Here is a 17,178-nt window from a genome sequence, read left to right on the forward strand (position 1 = left end):
CTGTGCTGTAATAGCTTTCAAAATAAAAAGGACGCTATTTTTTAGCCAGTTATAAACGAGGAGTAACATCGTGGATAAACCATGGCTTTCACGTTATCCAAGTGACGTACCTGAAACCATTAATCCAGAGCAATATGAGTCTTTGGTAGAAATGTTTGAGCAGTCTGTACAAAAATATGCAGACCAACCAGCATTCATGAACATGGGCTCGGTTATGACCTTCCGTAAATTGGAAGAGCGTAGTCGCGCATTCGCAGCGTATCTGCAAAACGAGTTAAAACTGCAAAAGGGTGACCGTGTTGCTCTGATGATGCCAAACCTACTGCAATACCCAGTGGCGTTGTTTGGTATTTTGCGTGCAGGTTGTATCGCCGTAAACGTTAACCCACTTTACACTCCTCGTGAACTTGAACACCAATTGAATGACTCAGGTGCGACGACGATTGTGATTGTATCTAACTTTGCGAACACGCTAGAACAAATCGTCGATAAAACACCAGTTAAACACGTGGTGTTAACCAGCCTTGGTCAAATGCTGCCACGAGCGAAAGGTACGATTGTCGATTTTGTCGTGAAGTATGTTAAGGGCATGGTGCCTAAGTACGATTTACCTGGTGCAATCTCAATGCGTCAGGCTCTACGTAAAGGTCGTCGTCTACAATACGTTAAACCGTTTATGTCTGGGGATGACATTGCATTCCTGCAATATACGGGGGGACGACAGGCGTCGCGAAAGGTGCGATTCTGACTCACCGCAACATGATTGCGAACGTTCTACAGGCAAAAGGCGCGTACGGGCCGGTTTTATCTCCAGGCCGCGAATTGGTCGTGACAGCGCTACCGCTGTATCACGTATTTGCTCTTACCGTAAACTGTTTACTGTTTGTCGAAATGGGTGGCCGTAACCTACTTATTACGAACCCTAGAGATATTCCAGGGTTCGTGAAAGAGCTACAAAAGCATCCGTTTACTGCGATTACGGGCGTGAACACCTTATTTAATGCTTTGATCAACAACGAAGACTTCCACGAGTTGGATTTCAGTAACCTACGTTTAGCCGTTGGCGGCGGCATGGCAGTGCAGCGCTCAGTGGCAGAAAGATGGCAGAAGACCACGGGTTGTTACCTACTAGAAGGCTACGGCCTAACCGAGTGTTCTCCATTGGTTGCGGCATACCCGCATGACCTTGTTGAATACAATGGATCGATTGGTCTGCCTGTGCCATCAACAGAAGTTCGTATTGTGGACGAAGAAGGCAATGCGCTTCCGAACACTGAAACTGGTGAACTTCAAGTTCGTGGTCCTCAGGTTATGCAAGGCTACTGGCAACGACCTGAAGCAACGAAAGATACGATCAACGAAGACGGCTGGCTATCAACGGGCGACATTGTTAAGTTCGATAACGAAGGCTTCTTGCACATCGTTGACCGTAAAAAAGATATGATCTTGGTATCAGGCTTTAATGTTTACCCGAACGAAATCGAAGACGTTGTAGCGCTACACGGCAAAGTCCTTGAAGTGGCCGCTATTGGTCAACCGCACGAAGTCTCTGGTGAATTAGTGAAGATCTATGTCGTGAAACGCGACCCGAGCTTGACCAAAGATGAAGTGATTACGCATTGTCGTCAGCACTTAACTGGCTACAAAGTGCCTAAGTTGGTTGAGTTCCGTGAAGACCTCCCTAAAACCAATGTCGGTAAGATCTTGCGTCGTGTTCTGCGTGAAGAGAACGACGCTGAACTCGCGAAGAAAAGCGCATAAGCCGATTTCGTCGAGTCGAGAGATTTAAAAAATGATAGAATGCCAGCGTTTTGCTGGCATTTTTTATAGCGAGAAGTATGTGAATTATCAAATTATTACCAAAAACAAAGACCTAGAAGAAGTTTGCATTCACGCCCGAGAGGCAGATGTAGTGATGTTGGATACCGAATTCGTCCGTATTCGCACTTTCTACCCGCAGTTAGGTCTGATTCAGCTTTTCGATGGTAATCGCCTCTCGCTGATTGATCCGACCGAATTAACGGATATGACGCCGTTCGTAGCGCTATTAAAAGATACTTCCGTGTTAAAAGTGCTGCACGCATGTGGTGAAGATTTAGAAGTTTTCCAAAATGCATTTGGTTGTACGCCGTTCCCTATGGTAGATACTCAGTTGATGGCGGCCTTTCTTGGCCACGGTCTATCAACAGGCTTTGCAACGCTGGTGGAAGAATATTTAGGTGTTGAGCTAGACAAAAGTGAATCACGTACTGACTGGATGGCTCGTCCACTGACACAAAAGCAATTAGATTATGCTGCCGCAGATGTTCATTACTTGTTACCGTTATACGAAAAGCTGCTCGATAAGGTGACGCAAGCAGGTTGGTGGGAAGCCGTACAACAAGAAAGTGATTTGTTGGTTTCAAAACGTATTCGCGTCACTAATGAAGAGAATGCCTACCTTGATATTAAAGGTGCTTGGCAGTTAAAACCTTCTGAGCTGGCGATTTTAAAGCCTCTAGCGACGTGGCGTTACTGTGAAGCAATCAAACGAGATTTAGCGCTGAACTTTATCTTCAAAGAAGGTGACCTGTTAACAGTCGCTCGTCTTGGCTTAACGAACTTTAAGAAGATGGAAGCGGAAGATATTGATATCCGAGCGATTAACCGCCATGGCGCGAAGATTGCCGCGATTGTTAAACAAGCGAAGCAAACACCTTCTGAAGAGTATCCAGCGAAAATTGAACGCTTAATGGATTATCCAGGTTACAAACAAGTCTTCAAAAATATGAAAGACATAGTGAAATCGGCGTCGCAGAAGTCTGGCTTAGCGACGGAGTTCCTTGCTTCTAAAAAGCAGATTAATCAGTTGATCAGTTGGGTGTGGAAAAAGATCGCGATCCAGAAGTGTTGCCTGACTTGATGCAAGGGTGGCGTTTGGATCTACTCGGCGACAAGATGAACAAAGCATTAAAGTAATAAAAGGTTAAAAGGTTGGCCTCGATGCCAACCTTTTTCATTCAAATCTGAGCATTCAATCTCGCGAGGAAAAGTGGTTTACTTCTCGTCGTCTGGTAGCTTCACATTGAGCTCAAGAACTGAGATATCGTCGTCTTTGTGCTCAAATGTTAAGTCAACCATATTTGGATCAATTGCCACGTACTTACTGATCACCTTCAAGATGTCCTCTTTCAATTGAGGTAAGTAAGAAGGCGCTGGATCATTTTGGCTGCGGCGCTCAGCAACAATGATTTGCAAACGCTCTTTAGCTAGATTCGCAGAAGTTTTCTTCTGTGGACGGAAAAATTCTAATAATGACATGTCTAGCCTCCAAAGAGTCGTTTAAAGAGTCCTTTCTTCTCCTCAGTAAGGAAACGAAATTCAACCTGATTGCCTAATAAGCGATCAACGGTGTCAGAGTAAGCCATACCTGCATCGGTGTTATCGTCAAAAGTGACTGGCACACCTTTGTTTGACGCGTTAAGCACGGCTTGGCTTTCTGGAATCACGCCCAGTAGTGGAATATGTAAGATCTCCTCTACGTCTTCAACGCTTAGCATTTCGCCTTGAGTGACGCGAGATGGGTTGTAGCGAGTCAGTAGCAGGTGCTGTTTTACTGGCTCTAGCCCTTGTTCTGCACGCAGGGACTTAGAATCTAAAATACCGAGAATGCGGTCAGAGTCACGCACAGAAGAGACTTCTGGATTCGTTGTGACAATGGCTTCATCGGCGTAGTACAAGGCCATCAATGCGCCTTGTTCGATACCTGCTGGTGAATCACAAATAATGAAATCAAAGCCCATTTCATCAAGTTCGCCGAATACGCGCTGAACACCATCTTTTGTCAGTGCGTCTTTATCACGAGTTTGAGAAGCAGGAAGAATGAATAGGTTGTCCGTGCGCTTATCTTTGATCAGCGCTTGGTTTAATGTCGCTTCGCCGTTAATGACGTTTACAAAGTCATACACGACACGGCGCTCACAGCCCATGATTAGGTCGAGGTTACGCAAACCGATATCAAAATCGATCACCGCGGTCTTTTTTCCCTTCAGAGCTAGACCAGAGGCGATGGCTGCGCTTGAAGTGGTTTTACCAACGCCACCTTTACCAGACGTTACTACAATAATGCGTGCCATTTTTTTTCCTTTTTAGATTAAATCGCGAGAACTTCTAAATGTAATGATTCATCGGCTTTACTGATCATTACTTTCTTTTGCCAGTACTCGCTTTCAATTTGATCGCTTAACCAGTAGTCACCCGCAATGGATACCAGTTCTGCTTGTAAATCGTGGCAAATAATACGCGCTTCCTGCTGACCACTTGCGCCTGCAATCGCACGGCCTCGAAGTGTGCCATGGATATGAATAGAGCCGTCAGCAATGACTTCAGCACCTGCACTTACGTGCGCTAGCACCACCAAATCACCATCTTTCGCGTAGATCTGTTGTCCTGATCGAACAGGCGTGCGAACTACTTTCGTTGGTGCCATTTTGGCTGGCGCCTGGCTTGGTGATTTGCTTGCCGACATAATGGCGAAGCCAGCTTCGGAAGCAAGATTTTGTACACGCTTGTCTTTACAGCCCGTTACACCGACCGGAATAAAACCAGCATCTGAGATGTCTTGTTTAAGCTTAGGGAAATCAATGTCGCCTTGTACTTTTGCTATATTGATTACCAAAGGCGCGGATGCAAAAAAAGAAGGTGCTTGAGAAACTTTTTCTTGCAAAAATTCGACAGTCTTTGCGATCTCATTGTCAGAAAGGTGTAAAACTGACAATGTAAAACTGCTACCTTTAAGGTCTGGTGAATGGGTCATCGTGGACTTCTTGCCTTTATTGAAAGAGCGTTGCCTTAAACTAGGTCTGTCATGTTATATTTCATCCTTTGACGCAGCAAGTTCTCTCGTGGGCAAATAGGTGAATTAATCTCAAATTTGCTATTAAGTTTGCGAGAATTTGACGTTTTCAACCTAATCCGCACTCAACGCGGCTAAATCAGCATAAAAGGCGTGTCATGCTTTGTTCTATTTATAAAAGCTCGAAAAAAGAAGGTACTTATCTCTATATTCCGAAAAAGGATGATTTTTCACAGGTTCCTGACACCTTAATGCAGATGTTCGGTAAGCCTATCGCTGTTATGACGATTAAACTTGATGGCCGTAAATTGGCACAAGTTGATATCGAAAAAGTGAAGGCTTCATTGCAAAATGATGGCTTCTTTTTGCAGGTTCCGCCTCCGCCGGAGAACCTACTAGAAAAGTACAAAGAACAAAAAGCCCAGCAGAAAGGCGAATAACGTCATCGTTTTTCATCTGGGATTTCTGCCTTGCTCAAGGAGGGCAATATGAAAAAAATACTGGCTACCATGCTTAGCGTTGGTGTGTGTACCTCGGCTTTTGCAAGTAGCGAGGGTTTCGATGAATACTTGAATAAGCTGCGTGCTGAAGCGCGTGATAAAGGTATCTCAGAGCAGGTCATTAATGCTGCTTTTGCGAATGTTGAGTACAAGCCTCGAGCAGTAAAAGCGGACCGAAACCAACCAGAGAAGAAACTGACGTTGGATGAATACATTCCTCGCGCGGTGCCCGAATGGAAGGTGAAGCAAGCAAGACAACTCTATAAAGAGCATTACACCGAGCTAAAGCGTATAGGCGATGAGTACGGTGTGCAGCCTCGCTTTATCGTGGCGCTGTGGGGTGTAGAAAGTAACTTTGGTAAGTTTACGGGCAACTTTAAAGTGATTGATGCACTATCCACAATGGCTTTTGAAGGCCGTCGTGAAGAGTTTTTCCGTAAAGAGACCATGTCGGCACTGCAGATCCTCGATCAAGGCCATATTGAGCTAGATAACTTTAAAGGTTCTTGGGCTGGTGCGATGGGACAGTGTCAATTTATGCCAAGCTCTTTCCTACGTTTTGCCGCTGACGGCAACGGGGATGGTAAAAAAGACATTTGGCAATCTGAAGCCGACGTGTTTGCATCAACCGCTAACTATTTGAGCAAGTCCGGCTGGGATGACAAATACACTTGGGGTCGCCAAGTGAAAGTTCCTAAAGGCATTGATCGCAGCTTAGAAGGGCGCACAGCTGAAAAAGGTAAATACCTTCAGGAGTGGAGCAAACTTGGCATCACAAAATACGACGGTAGTCCGTTGCCAAAACTGGATGAAGACATCAAAGCATGGTTGATCATGCCGGACGACGAAAATGGTCGTACGTATCTGGTTTACAATAACTACAACGTACTGATGAAGTGGAACCGCTCTTACTACTTCGCACTCGCCGTGAGTCACTTGGCTGACCGAATCAAATACTGAGCTGTTATCAAATAATCACTTGGCATCCAGTATTCAATATGAGGGCTCTTCGGAGTCCTTTGTTTTTTCTATAATCAAATCGAGGTAAAGCGTGTTATCTGAACGTGCTGCACAAATGGTGATCTTCTCCGCTCTTCTTAAACATAAAAGTTTCACGGCTGCTGCAAAGAGCTTAGGCGTGTCGGTGTCTCATGTGAGTAAGCAGTTGAGCCAGCTAGAAGCCTCTCTTGGTATCAAGCTTGTTCAACGCACTACGCGAAGCTTTACGCCGACTGAGGCAGGGAAAACCTTTTTTCATCACTGTGAGCAAGTAGTACAAGCGGTGAGCAGTGCTACATTAGAGATGGAAACCCAGCGGGATGAAGTGGCAGGCTTAGTGCGTCTTGGTTTGTCGCAATCATTCGGTACCTTGCACATTATCCCAGCGATTCAAGAGTTACGCGAACTGTATCCTCAACTTCAAGTGGAAGTACATCTGTTTGACTATAAGGTCGATATGTTAGCCGAAGGGCTCGATTTATGGGTAACCAACAACGAGCATTTACCTGAAGGTTACATTGCGCAGCGTTTGACGGATTGCCAGTTTGTTGTAGCGGCATCACCAGATTACTTATTGAAACATGATACGCCAACAGAGCCGGATGATTTGTCTTCTCATAACTGTCTTATATACAGAAGCTGGGAGCGTGACTATACGGGGTGGGCATTTACCAAAGATCAGCAAGAATTGAACGTAAAAGTCTCGGGTAACTATTCAGTGGATCTGGCAGAAGCCGTTCGGGATGCCGCTATTGCAGGTTGGGGTATTGCCTACCTTGCCACTTACTTACTGGGTGATGAATTTAGGACGGGTAAGTTAATACAATTGTTACCGGACTGGAAAGCAAGTCAGTCGATGCCGTTTTATGCGGTGTATCCAAGCCGCCAACATATGCCCAAAAAAATATCCGCAGTGATTAACTTCATCAAACAGAAGATCGGTAACCCGTGTCATTGGGATCAACGTCTAGCGTCTTACATCTCTATTCCTAAGTAACAGGATCAATGACGTTATTGAACGGCACATAAGGTGATTCACTTCACAAAAATTTTTCCAGAACTAGAAACATCTTTTCCATATAGAAATAATAAAAATAAGCAAACGTTTATATTTATATAATTCAATGCCTTATAGTTAAGGTTAATTATTGGGCGCTTAAACTTTTCACACTGTTAACATCCTCAACTTGCAGCATTTTGAGTCCACTATACAATCCGGTGCCTTCCATATCCCCCTTCTGTCGGATTCATTTTATGAACTCAATTATTGGTATCGTAGCCATACTATTCGTAGCATGGCTACTTTCTACAAATAGAAAAAATATAAAGCTGAGAACAGTGTCGTTTGCGTTTGCTTTGCAGGTACTGTTTGCGTTGTTGGTTTTATATGTACCAGCAGGACGAGATGCGCTGAATTCAGTGAGCAGCGTAGTGTCGAATTTGATCAACTATGGTCAAGAGGGCATTGCGTTTTTATTCGGTAATTTGGCGACAGGGGGCTTCACCTTTGCGATCAATGTTCTGGGTATCATCGTTTTCTTCTCCTCTCTTATCTCCGGTCTTTATCACATTGGTGTGATGCCAAAAATCATTAACTTTATCGGTGGCGGTATTCAAAAACTGCTGGGTACCGGTCGTGCGGAGTCTTTGTCTGCTACGGCGAATATCTTCGTTGGCACCATTGAAGCGCCATTGATGGTGAAGCCTTACCTAAAACACATGACTGACTCGCAGTTTTTTGCGGTGATGACAGGTGGTTTGGCATCAGTTGCTGGTGGAACGTTGGTCGGTTACGCATCACTGGGTGTCGACCTTAACTATCTTATTGCTGCTGCATTTATGTCGGCACCTGCGGGCTTGCTGATGGCAAAAATTTTAATGCCAGAAGATACGGATAAAGCAGCAGATATCGACATTAGCCAAGTTGAAATTCCACGTGCAACCAACGTAGTAGAAGCATTAGCCGATGGTGCCATGGCGGGTGTACGCATTGCTGTATCAGTAGGTGGTACGCTATTGGCTTTCATCAGTGTCATTGCAATGTTAAACGGCATGCTAGGCTGGATAGGTGATCTTATTGGGACACCATTAAGTTTTGAGCTCATCCTAGGTTTTGTGTTTGCGCCAGTCGCTTGGTTATTAGGTGTACCATGGCAAGAAGCAACCACAGCAGGCTCGCTGATTGGTAACAAGATTGTGGTGAATGAGTTCGTTGCCTTCATCCAGCTTGCAGAAGTGAAGTCTCAACTTAGTGAGCACTCACAAGCAATCGTGACGTTTGCTTTGTGTGGTTTTGCAAACATCTCAAGCATGGCGATGCTGATTGGTGGGTTGGGCTCATTGGTACCTGAAAAGCGTGCATTTGTTTCTAAACATGGTTTCCGTGCGATTATCGCTGGTGTCATGGCGAACTTAATGAGCGCTTCGATTGCGGGCGTGATTTTAAGCCTGTAATTGAAAGATATACCTAAAATTAGCAAAAAGAGCTCCTTGCGGAGCCTTTTTCGTATCTGAAGTTTACGTTATTTGTCTGTGTGGAACTGCTCGCAAGCGAGCATCGTGTTCTCAATTAAGCTTGCGACGGTCATTGGGCCAACACCACCAGGGACAGGAGTAATAAAGCTCGCACTTTCACGTGCTTTATCGTATTCCACGTCGCCAACTAGCTTGCCTGAATCAAGACGGTTAATGCCGACATCGATAACCACTGCACCTTTCTTAATCCACTCTCCAGGGATGAAGTTTGGCTTACCAACCGCAACTACGACAACGTCAGCTTGACGTACATGACTCTCTAGGTCTTTGGTAAAACGGTGACATGTTGTTGTCGTGCAGCCCGCAAGCAGCAGCTCAAGTGTCATTGGACGACCAACAATGTTTGATGCACCGACCACAACAGCATGTTTACCACGTAGCTCAATGTTGTAACGGTCGAGTAGGGTAATGATGCCCTTTGGCGTGCAAGAGCGAAGCTTTGGAATACGTTGCGCAAGACGACCAACGTTGTAAGGGTGGAAGCCATCCACGTCTTTCTCTGGGTGAATGCGCTCTAAAACATGTGTTGTGTCGATGCCCGCAGGAAGGGGTAATTGCACTAGAATGCCGTCAATTTCATCATCGTTGTTTAATTCATCAATCAGCGCTAGTAACTCTTCTTCTGAGCTAGACGCAGGAAGGTCAAAAGACTTAGAAACAAACCCAACTTCTTCACATGCGCGGCGTTTGCTGCCGACATAAACCTGAGAAGCAGGATCTTCACCAACTAGAACCACTGCTAAACCAGGAGCACGTAGCCCTGCTTCAACACGCGCTTTAACACGTGCAGCCACTTCGGAGCGAACAGTTTGGGAAATGAGAGTTCCGTCTATATTTTGAGCAGTCATGACTTTCCTTATAAATTAAGAAGGCAAATTATCTGCGGCGCATTGTCGCAGAATTTCTTATTAACATCCATACGCAAACGTTTGCTTTGTGGTGTTTTTGAACATTAAGCGTTTTGATGGACTTTTTTTAGGCATTCAGATCAGAATGTTATGAAAACCCGTTGATTTACCCGTTTGAACTCGTATAATCCTGTCCCTGTAGCGCGCCCTTAGCTCAGCTGGATAGAGCACGTCCCTTCTAAGGATGTGGTCATTGGTTCTTATATTAGGTTATTTTTGGTGTAATGAATCAAGATGACTGACTAGTGGCTTTGCAACCTAATCTGGTGCAATGAAGCGTACAAACAATTTGAATTTCGTTTTTTAGCTAGATATAGTTGAAAAGCAAAATAAAGCGCCCTTAGCTCAGCTGGATAGAGCACGTCCCTTCTAATTGGCTAGATTTATCTAGCGTTCAGATTGGGCCTCTTTTTGGAAACGATAAGAGTGTAAGACGTCAAATTCGGGGAAACCTTACTTTAACGAGTTGGCAATCCCGAGCCAAGCCCTGTAATTATGGGAAGGTGTAGAGACTAGACGGCGTCTACCTAAAGCTTTCAAAGCTATGGTAAAGGTATAGTCCAGCGCACAAAGCCTTAAGAGGTGGTAGCGAAAGCTATAGTGTGACGAAGGATGTGGTCGTAGGTTCGAATCCTACAGGGCGTGCCACTTTGAAGAGCCAGTATCTATTAATTTAGGTACTGGCTTTTTTCATTCAGAAATTTATAAATTTCCCATATCTCAGTCACAAATCACGTAACCCCCTTTATCATTGCACCAAAAGGCATTTTTTTGGTATAGGATATATGGAGTGTTAGGTTAATTTTGGTGCGATGTGAAAAATGGCTAGAAAAACGAAGAATGTAATTAAAAGAGAACTCACTACCCCAGAAGGTGTGATTTTTTATTCATTCGTTTCGAGAATCACAGGTTCGATTGTGGAGCTTGAAGAGCATATAAATAATCTTATATTAAGTAGTCAGCCATACAACACTGTTAAAGCGAAGGCTTCAGATTTAGCTAAGTTCTATGATTTCTACATTGAAGCATCAAATGTACTACACACGCAGGCGTTCAAGGAAGAGCTTACGAAAAAATGCCATTACTCCTCTGCCTTTCATTTAAGAACTACTCTGAACAATATTTTTAAAGCTTATCCTTCTTTTCTTATGGATGGGAAAAGCTCAGACAATCCACTTGCCAGAGCATGCGCTGTAAATCTAGATTCAACCCCTCTTGGTAGAACATCAGCTAAACGTATGATTTCAAGTCTGTGTGATTTTGTAACTGCATCAAACGCACTTGAATACAGCATGGTACAGCAGAGAAAGATGGATGGGCTTATTAATGTAGATCGGCCACTTACTGCCGTTGGTGAAGAACTCGGCATGGTAAAGGAGTTACCAACAAGTCAGCGTAAAGCGCTGATTGAGAACTCTTACTTAGCTGGCTGCATCTCAGGTGGTGCTAAGGTCTCGAAAATCAAAAATTTTTTCAAACTGCCCAGTGAAACCAAAAGCGAGGAACCTAAACATTTTCCAAAGGATTCCATAGGGCAATTTCTTTTGAACACCAAAACTCATCGTGACAAATGTTTATACGCACTCTGCTTTGGAGGAGGGTTAAGGTTTTCTGAAGCAACAAAAGTGAGATTTTGTGATTTGGACGTTATCAATGAAGAGGTTAAACTACACGACAAAGGAGCAGTTAGTTACCTTGAAGCTATTGATTATAAAACAAAAAGTGGGAAATCTTTAGACCATTATCACGTAACTTTTATAGAACCTTTTAAATCATTTTTCTTTGAAGAATTAACAAGCTATTTAGAGCATGAAAGGGCTGAGTCAAACTCTCAGTACGTCTTCTTACAGAGTCGATCCACTAAAAATAGTCAGACTGGAATATTCGAATATCAACCCTACTACCGTTCCGCAAATAGCACTATCAAGGAAGCTTGGGATTTAAACCTTAAGAGAGCTGGCTTAAATACAGACCCAAGGTTTGATTCACTTGGCACTCATTCAATGCGCCACTACTACGCTCACTTCATGACCAATCACGCCCCTAACCCTAGAGGTAGTAAAGGCTACTCACTTCTGGAAGTTCAACATTTTATAAGACACAAAGAACCAAAGAGTACAAAGATTTACACCTCGACAATTGATATTGAAAAAGTGCGTGAGGACACACAAAAGATGAATGAAATGATACTGGCAGCCATTCACTCTGGAAGCGATCAAAACTTCATTTCAATTACAGATTAGGGCCAGATATATGATTTTTCTAGAAACTTTCACAACGGAGCGCTTTAAATCTCTCCTAGTTGAATTTAAGTCTAAGCTTAAAGAATATTGTAAAGAGGCGTACCCCCTAGTTATCAAAAAAACCATAACGGTGAAAATGATGGATCTGACCTCCTTCTTTCAGCATTAAATAGAGAGTCAACTAAGCAACTTGATGAAATTAAGTGCTTTTTAACTAGCTGCGAAGATCTTGTGATTAAGGAGTCCCGAGGCAACGGTATCGGGCGTAGCGTTGATGAACTTGATAATTTAATACCTTGGGAGTCAAAACCCAAAGCAAACGATATCTATAATCGATTGCATCACGTGCGCCTGTTCTTGAGTTTTTTGGCTTTGAATAAGTTAGTTAGGCTTAATAGTATGTTTGGCTCACACCCTAAGTCAGTGAACGCTGCCAATCGGATTGCTACAACAAAATTAAGGCACTTTATGCCTGTAATGGCTAATGATTTGTGGCTGTGCGCGACCAAGAATCGCTTTAATAAAATAGGGAAACATATCGAAAGCGCCCCAATTATTACCCACTATCCTGATTACACTAAAAGGGTCGGTACAGATACGCTTAATCAGTCTTTTAAAAGGCTGGCTGATATCATCATCTCGAATGGAATAACTGATCTTAGCGAACTCAATAAAGATATTTTGTTAGATTATCATCATGACCTCTCTGAGTATTACAATGGTTCTCCGTCTGCATATAATCTTAGGTTTGCGATTGATTTCCTAGTTGAATGTGGGCTTATCGCAGATGCTAAGTTTCACGACGAATTTAAACGCATCCCCAAAGACAATGTCAAAAAGGCAGTGTCATCTTTAGTAAAAGTCCACCCAGCCCAAAACAAGCTTGCTCGCACTTACATCGGTGAAAATGTTCAGAATGCTGAAGAAATTATAGTTTCTAGAAGAGATAGGAATACCATTGTTGATTACGGGTATTGGTCTGATTCTGGCGGTAGTGATGTAAATTTTTACGCTGAAAATCTAGATCAAAGCAATATTTGGGTTGCTGCTCAACAAGATTATATTCGAGCTTCTTCAGTAGAAGCAGGAACTAAGAAGCAGAAGAGAAACCGTTTGAGCATATTCAACAAATACCTCTTCTCTTACCTACCTGCGTATTTTAATTCAGGCCTTTCGGGCAAATTCACTTATCCAGAAACTCCAAGTAAATTTATACATAGCCTGTATGTGCAGAGAAGTAACGTTTTCGAAATGCAAAATCCTGATAAGTTCGGAGATGGTTTTCAGTACCCTGTTTCTATACAACAATTTGTCTACGATATGACAGGTGCGGTTAGCAAAGCCAACACCGAGGGTAACAATAGTGGTAGGGATGCATTGGTTGTTGTCAGTGCCTTTTTTGATTACCTGACGGAGTTGGACTCGGGCATCACGGGCGAATTCAGAAACCCTTTAGATGGTAAAGCAAAAGAAAAGGTTGGCAGAAAGTATGCCAAAAACAGGAAATACGTTTTCAGCCTCACTTATTGGTTAGGGTTGCGCTCATATGCCATGGCAGTTACCAATCGGATACTTGATGATGTTCTTTACGCCTTAAAGAATGGTGAAAATTGCAAACAATCCATCCATGTTCCTGAGGCGATTAATATTGATGGTGGCGATGAGAGTGCCATGGTAATTGGTCGGGTATCACTAGAGTCAATAACGAGAGTAAAACTTACTAAAGACGATAGTGTGATTTACAAAAACGGCGTCAAAGACACCAGTGTTTATATAAATAATCACATACCATGGGCAATGATGACGCTGTTTTTGCACTCTGGACTTAGAAGATCTAATGCCCTTTGGTTAGATGAACGAGATTGTTTTTCTTATATTGTGGAAGGCGCGGAATATCAGGAGATCGTGGTATCGACGGATAAAGCGAAAACAAAACCATATAAGGTTTTGGTTCCTAATGAAGTGGTGACGGTATTAAAGAAAGTTGTTGAAATAAAACAGTTCGCAGCTAAAGCTAACCACAAACTAACAGAGGCAGTGCCTTACGATAATAATGAAGATTCAAAATGGGGGGATATCTACCCGATATTCCAAATTAAGGACCATCACGCTGATAGTGCTGTACCGCACTGTTTTTCAGCGATAATTAATGAATACGAGAGCTTTTTAACCAGAAACAACGTAAGTTTCGATCCAACAACTATATATGCCCCTCAGTTACATTACGCTCTTGATGAATTCGTCTACTTACGTGAGCATGGGGATATTGACACTAAATCTTGCGAAATATTAGTCAAGTATCTACTAGATCCTGAATTGGTGAAGTTTATCCCGCTGGAAAAGAAGACATTAGTTACTCCACACTCATTACGCACTATGACTGATAGCGTGTTTGCACCAATCGTTGGTGCAAAGGTGGTTGGTAAGCTAATGACTGGTCAATCAGAATCAACAGTCGGCTATTATACAAAGTTGTTGCCAGATAGTGCATCTAGAGACTTTATTAATCAAATTGCGCATCTTGTGGCAGTGTCTAGAGAAGATTGTGGTTTAGTGACGGTGTCTGAGTCCCAAATTAATCAGGAGAGCTTTGAGAGAGATCTTAACAATTCGCCTCAGTCTACTATCAGTAAATACAATGCACAGTCGGTCAATTTTACAGCACCTGAAGGTGGTGTAAAACCACTCAACGGATTAGATGAGTTAGGGGCGGCGCATCATAGTAACATTGCTTACTTCCGTACACATATCTGCCCTGTCGGTGGAAAGTGTCCGAAGACGGTTGTTACGGACATTGGAGAGAAACATTGTTACGCCTGTCCTCTAGCGGTAGTTACTAACAACCATCTCCCAGCTATTGCTGCGACCATCCGTGCTTTGTGCGATGACATAAAAACTATCAACATAAAGCTGGAACATTTTAAAGATACTATGTATGAAACTGAGGTCGAGGAGTTGGAGCTACAGAAGACTCAGTACGTAGTTGAAGCTTCGTATTGGTTAGCTCGAAAGGATATTGCAGATCAATCTAATAGTGGCAAGAACTCATATTATGTATCGGATGAAGGTTTGGAGCTAATGCATGAGATTAAGCCAATAGAAGCAACCGATCAGGAAAAGCTATTATTACGGCTGAAAGAAACGGAGGGAATCCCTAAACTGCAAACACAAACCTTATCTAAGCAAGCGGCAAGATTGAGAAGGAAAGTCCAAGTGCTATCTAAGAATGGATGGGATGAACAAGACGAGCTAACCGATATTGAATACCTAGCTCAATTGTTTAACCTTAAAACCGATATTCGAGGCATAAGCAATGAAGACAAAATGAAGATGCTTTTGCTCACAGAGGGGTGAGGTTTTTATGGCTGGTTTAATTGATGTAAAAGTGGAAACTGTAAATCGCAGAACTGAGATGATTAAAGAAATCCTCTCAGACCTTGCGAGATCACATGCTAGCTTTAAATCCGCAAGAAAACTTTCGGAGTACGTTGCGGACAAGATGACTGAGAAAGGAGAGCGCATCGATAGCTCAACATTGAGACGTAAGGGTTCAAAATACAAAGTGTTAATTGATAACTATGTTGGAAAGAATCTTAGCTCGAATCGAGAGGCTGACAATGTAGCAAGAGACTTAAAGTTAAGGCGACAAACAAAAAAAATTGAAGAACTTGAGGCTCTTATTAAAGATAAGGATCGTGAGTTGGACGAGAAAGAGTCTGAAATTGAAACCGTGCTTATCGAATTACGTCAGGAGAAAAGCAAAAGCTTGTCCGCAATTGCGCCCCCTAAGGCATCGATATATAGCAAAAGCGAACTCACCAAGGCTCAGTTAACCATTGAGGAGCAGACAAGCCAGCTAGAACAACTCACCCGCCAGCTTGATTTAGCGTGCAAGACTTTGAACCAGATAATGCTAGACTCTCACGAATCATATGTTGTCGATAATGGACAGTTCAAGGATACGGTCGCTAGTAATGAGGTAATGTTTAACAAAGGCAACCTAGAGAGATACTTTGAGTTGTATGGAGGTAAGTAGGTATTACACTAGGTTCAAGAAAGTATACTTTTTTAGACATCCCCCAGGTTGCAATTTGGTTATTTTAGGGTGTAGATAAAAATCCATTCATCTATTGTTGTACATATGTCTAAAATAGTCTTAGAGTTGTTTGACACTACTTGTAACTTTATTCATACTGTATTTCCATGCGATTATTAAGGTTATTGTTTCATGTCTGTTCAACAGATTGGGTATAAGAGAGTATCTACGGAAGAACAAAAAACTGATCGGCAACTTGAACACCTCAAACTCGATAAAGAGTTTGTAGAGAAGGCATCAGGTAAAAGTACAGATAGACCAGTACTAAATGAATGTCTGGCATACTGCCGCGAAGGAGATGAACTTCATATTCACTCTATTGATAGATTTGCTCGAAGCTTGCATGATTTAGAGTCCCTTATTAGGAGTTTCAATTCTAAAGGTGTCACTGTGAGCTTCCACAGCGAGAAATTATCATTCTCTAGTGATTCTGATGATCCTATGGCAACTCTAACATTGCAAATGTTAGGTGCATTTGCACAGTTTGAGAGAACTTTAATTAAAAAGCGGCAACAGGAAGGGTTTCGAGTCGCGAAAAGCCGTGGTGTTAAATTAGGTCGTAAACCGACTCTTTCGGAAGAGACGATTAATGAAATCGAGGTTGTGTACAAGGAAAGGAAAGAGTCCGTAACTCAAATGGCAAAAAGGCTTGGGGTTTCTAGGGCTACTATTTACAACGCTCTGAAGTTAAACAGGAAAAGCTAATGGCTGGCGGTAAGAAATCTAAACAAGAATCTATTGCCAAATTCTTAGCTTGGAAAGAGTCTACTACAACTCAAGAATGTAAGAATATATGGGAGAATGGCCAGCTTAATAGAGTTGAATTGTCAAGAGTCACAGATATCACCAGATCCGCATTCTATCAGAATAACACCCTCAAAGATCTGGTAAAAGAATATGAAAGAGAACTGCTCAAAAAAAGGATTTCTCTTCAAAAAGCAAAAAATCAAATGAAGCACGGACAACTAGGCATGCAGACACTAACCCTAGAAACACTAGTATAAGCAAGATAGTAAGGCTTGAGGCTCGGATTCAAGTACTGGAGTCTCAAAATTTGGAGTTG

The 17,178-nt window shown here is 42.8% G+C and carries 13 protein-coding genes and 2 pseudogenes; 11 read left to right on the forward strand and 4 right to left on the reverse strand.

Annotation, left to right across the window (positions count from 1 at the left end):
• Positions 1–70: 70 nt before the first annotated feature.
• Both fadD and rnd read left to right on the forward strand, forming a co-directional pair.
• A pseudogene (gene fadD / locus P4S59_RS04600) lies at positions 71–1,761 on the forward strand (long-chain-fatty-acid--CoA ligase FadD).
• A gap of 79 nt (positions 1,762–1,840) precedes the next feature.
• Positions 1,841–2,958 (forward strand): annotated as a pseudogene (rnd, locus tag P4S59_RS04605) (ribonuclease D).
• 78 nt (positions 2,959–3,036) lie between these two features.
• Here the strand turns inward: rnd and minE are convergent.
• Genes minE through minC form a run of 3 tightly spaced genes read right to left on the reverse strand, consistent with a single transcriptional unit; the run spans position 3,037 to position 4,795 of the window.
• Positions 3,037–3,300, reverse strand: coding sequence for a cell division topological specificity factor MinE (gene minE, locus P4S59_RS04610; protein WP_005396037.1), 264 nt, complete (start codon positions 3,298–3,300; stop codon positions 3,037–3,039).
• A 2-nt stretch (positions 3,301–3,302) separates the two neighbouring features.
• The gene (minD, locus tag P4S59_RS04615) at positions 3,303–4,115 is read right to left on the reverse strand and encodes a septum site-determining protein MinD (protein WP_005388331.1); all 813 of its coding nucleotides are present in this window, start codon (positions 4,113–4,115) and stop codon (positions 3,303–3,305) included.
• Between the two features lie 17 nt (positions 4,116–4,132).
• Positions 4,133–4,795, reverse strand: a complete 663-nt coding sequence (gene minC, locus P4S59_RS04620) for a septum site-determining protein MinC (protein ID WP_337168024.1) — start codon at positions 4,793–4,795, stop codon at positions 4,133–4,135.
• A 197-nt stretch (positions 4,796–4,992) separates the two neighbouring features.
• Between minC and P4S59_RS04625 the strand changes: the two genes are divergently transcribed.
• The 4 genes from P4S59_RS04625 to P4S59_RS04640 all read left to right on the forward strand — a co-directional run bounded on the left by P4S59_RS04625 (position 4,993) and on the right by P4S59_RS04640 (position 8,787).
• The gene (locus tag P4S59_RS04625; protein ID WP_005382303.1) at positions 4,993–5,274 is read left to right on the forward strand and encodes a YcgL domain-containing protein; all 282 of its coding nucleotides are present in this window, start codon (positions 4,993–4,995) and stop codon (positions 5,272–5,274) included.
• Positions 5,275–5,322: 48 nt separating this feature from the next.
• Entirely contained in the window at positions 5,323–6,294 is a 972-nt protein-coding gene (locus P4S59_RS04630) for a lytic murein transglycosylase (protein ID WP_337168025.1), read from the forward strand.
• Positions 6,295–6,385: 91 nt separating this feature from the next.
• Complete coding sequence (locus P4S59_RS04635) at positions 6,386–7,330, forward strand: LysR family transcriptional regulator (RefSeq protein WP_124008631.1); 945 nt, start codon at positions 6,386–6,388, stop codon at positions 7,328–7,330.
• 257 nt (positions 7,331–7,587) lie between these two features.
• Positions 7,588–8,787, forward strand: coding sequence for a NupC/NupG family nucleoside CNT transporter (locus P4S59_RS04640; RefSeq protein WP_337168026.1), 1,200 nt, complete (start codon positions 7,588–7,590; stop codon positions 8,785–8,787).
• A gap of 68 nt (positions 8,788–8,855) precedes the next feature.
• Here P4S59_RS04640 and folD read toward each other — a convergent pair whose 3' ends face one another.
• Positions 8,856–9,716 carry a bifunctional methylenetetrahydrofolate dehydrogenase/methenyltetrahydrofolate cyclohydrolase FolD gene (folD, locus tag P4S59_RS04645; RefSeq protein ID WP_005396027.1) on the reverse strand — a complete coding sequence of 287 codons (861 nt, stop codon included), beginning with the start codon at positions 9,714–9,716 and terminating at the stop codon, positions 8,856–8,858.
• Positions 9,717–10,597: 881 nt separating this feature from the next.
• Here folD and P4S59_RS04650 point away from each other — a divergent pair.
• The 5 genes from P4S59_RS04650 (at position 10,598) to P4S59_RS04670 (ending at position 17,119) form a co-directional block, all read left to right on the forward strand.
• Positions 10,598–12,019: a site-specific integrase gene (locus P4S59_RS04650; RefSeq protein WP_140263776.1), complete on the forward strand. Its 1,422-nt coding sequence runs from the start codon at positions 10,598–10,600 to the stop codon at positions 12,017–12,019.
• Between the two features lie 231 nt (positions 12,020–12,250).
• Entirely contained in the window at positions 12,251–15,373 is a 3,123-nt protein-coding gene (locus P4S59_RS04655) for a hypothetical protein (RefSeq protein WP_337168027.1), read from the forward strand.
• 7 nt (positions 15,374–15,380) lie between these two features.
• A complete protein-coding gene (locus tag P4S59_RS04660) occupies positions 15,381–16,055 on the forward strand; it encodes a hypothetical protein (RefSeq protein ID WP_078230897.1) in 675 nt (224 codons plus the stop codon).
• A gap of 192 nt (positions 16,056–16,247) precedes the next feature.
• The gene (locus tag P4S59_RS04665) at positions 16,248–16,820 is read left to right on the forward strand and encodes a recombinase family protein (RefSeq protein WP_078230896.1); all 573 of its coding nucleotides are present in this window, start codon (positions 16,248–16,250) and stop codon (positions 16,818–16,820) included.
• Positions 16,820–17,119: a hypothetical protein gene (locus P4S59_RS04670; protein ID WP_337168028.1), complete on the forward strand. Its 300-nt coding sequence runs from the start codon at positions 16,820–16,822 to the stop codon at positions 17,117–17,119. Before P4S59_RS04665 ends, P4S59_RS04670 begins: the two co-directional genes overlap by 1 nt.
• The last annotated feature ends 59 nt before the right edge of the window (positions 17,120–17,178 follow it).

The organism is Vibrio sp. M60_M70 (assembly GCF_037162085.1).
GTDB lineage: Bacteria > Pseudomonadota > Gammaproteobacteria > Enterobacterales > Vibrionaceae > Vibrio > Vibrio diabolicus.

Excerpts from the sequence above, each read along its gene's own strand:
- minE (WP_005396037.1), bottom strand. The coding sequence starts at position 3,300 with ATGTCATTATTAGAATTTTTCCGTCCACAGAAGAAAACTTCTGCGAAT.
- minD (WP_005388331.1), bottom strand. The coding sequence starts at position 4,115 with ATGGCACGCATTATTGTAGTAACGTCTGGTAAAGGTGGCGTTGGTAAA.
- minC (WP_337168024.1), bottom strand. The coding sequence starts at position 4,795 with ATGACCCATTCACCAGACCTTAAAGGTAGCAGTTTTACATTGTCAGTT.
- P4S59_RS04625 (WP_005382303.1), top strand. The coding sequence starts at position 4,993 with ATGCTTTGTTCTATTTATAAAAGCTCGAAAAAAGAAGGTACTTATCTC.
- P4S59_RS04630 (WP_337168025.1), top strand. The coding sequence starts at position 5,323 with ATGAAAAAAATACTGGCTACCATGCTTAGCGTTGGTGTGTGTACCTCG.
- P4S59_RS04640 (WP_337168026.1), top strand. The coding sequence starts at position 7,588 with ATGAACTCAATTATTGGTATCGTAGCCATACTATTCGTAGCATGGCTA.
- folD (WP_005396027.1), bottom strand. The coding sequence starts at position 9,716 with ATGACTGCTCAAAATATAGACGGAACTCTCATTTCCCAAACTGTTCGC.
- P4S59_RS04650 (WP_140263776.1), top strand. The coding sequence starts at position 10,598 with ATGGCTAGAAAAACGAAGAATGTAATTAAAAGAGAACTCACTACCCCA.
- P4S59_RS04660 (WP_078230897.1), top strand. The coding sequence starts at position 15,381 with ATGGCTGGTTTAATTGATGTAAAAGTGGAAACTGTAAATCGCAGAACT.
- P4S59_RS04665 (WP_078230896.1), top strand. The coding sequence starts at position 16,248 with ATGTCTGTTCAACAGATTGGGTATAAGAGAGTATCTACGGAAGAACAA.
- P4S59_RS04670 (WP_337168028.1), top strand. The coding sequence starts at position 16,820 with ATGGCTGGCGGTAAGAAATCTAAACAAGAATCTATTGCCAAATTCTTA.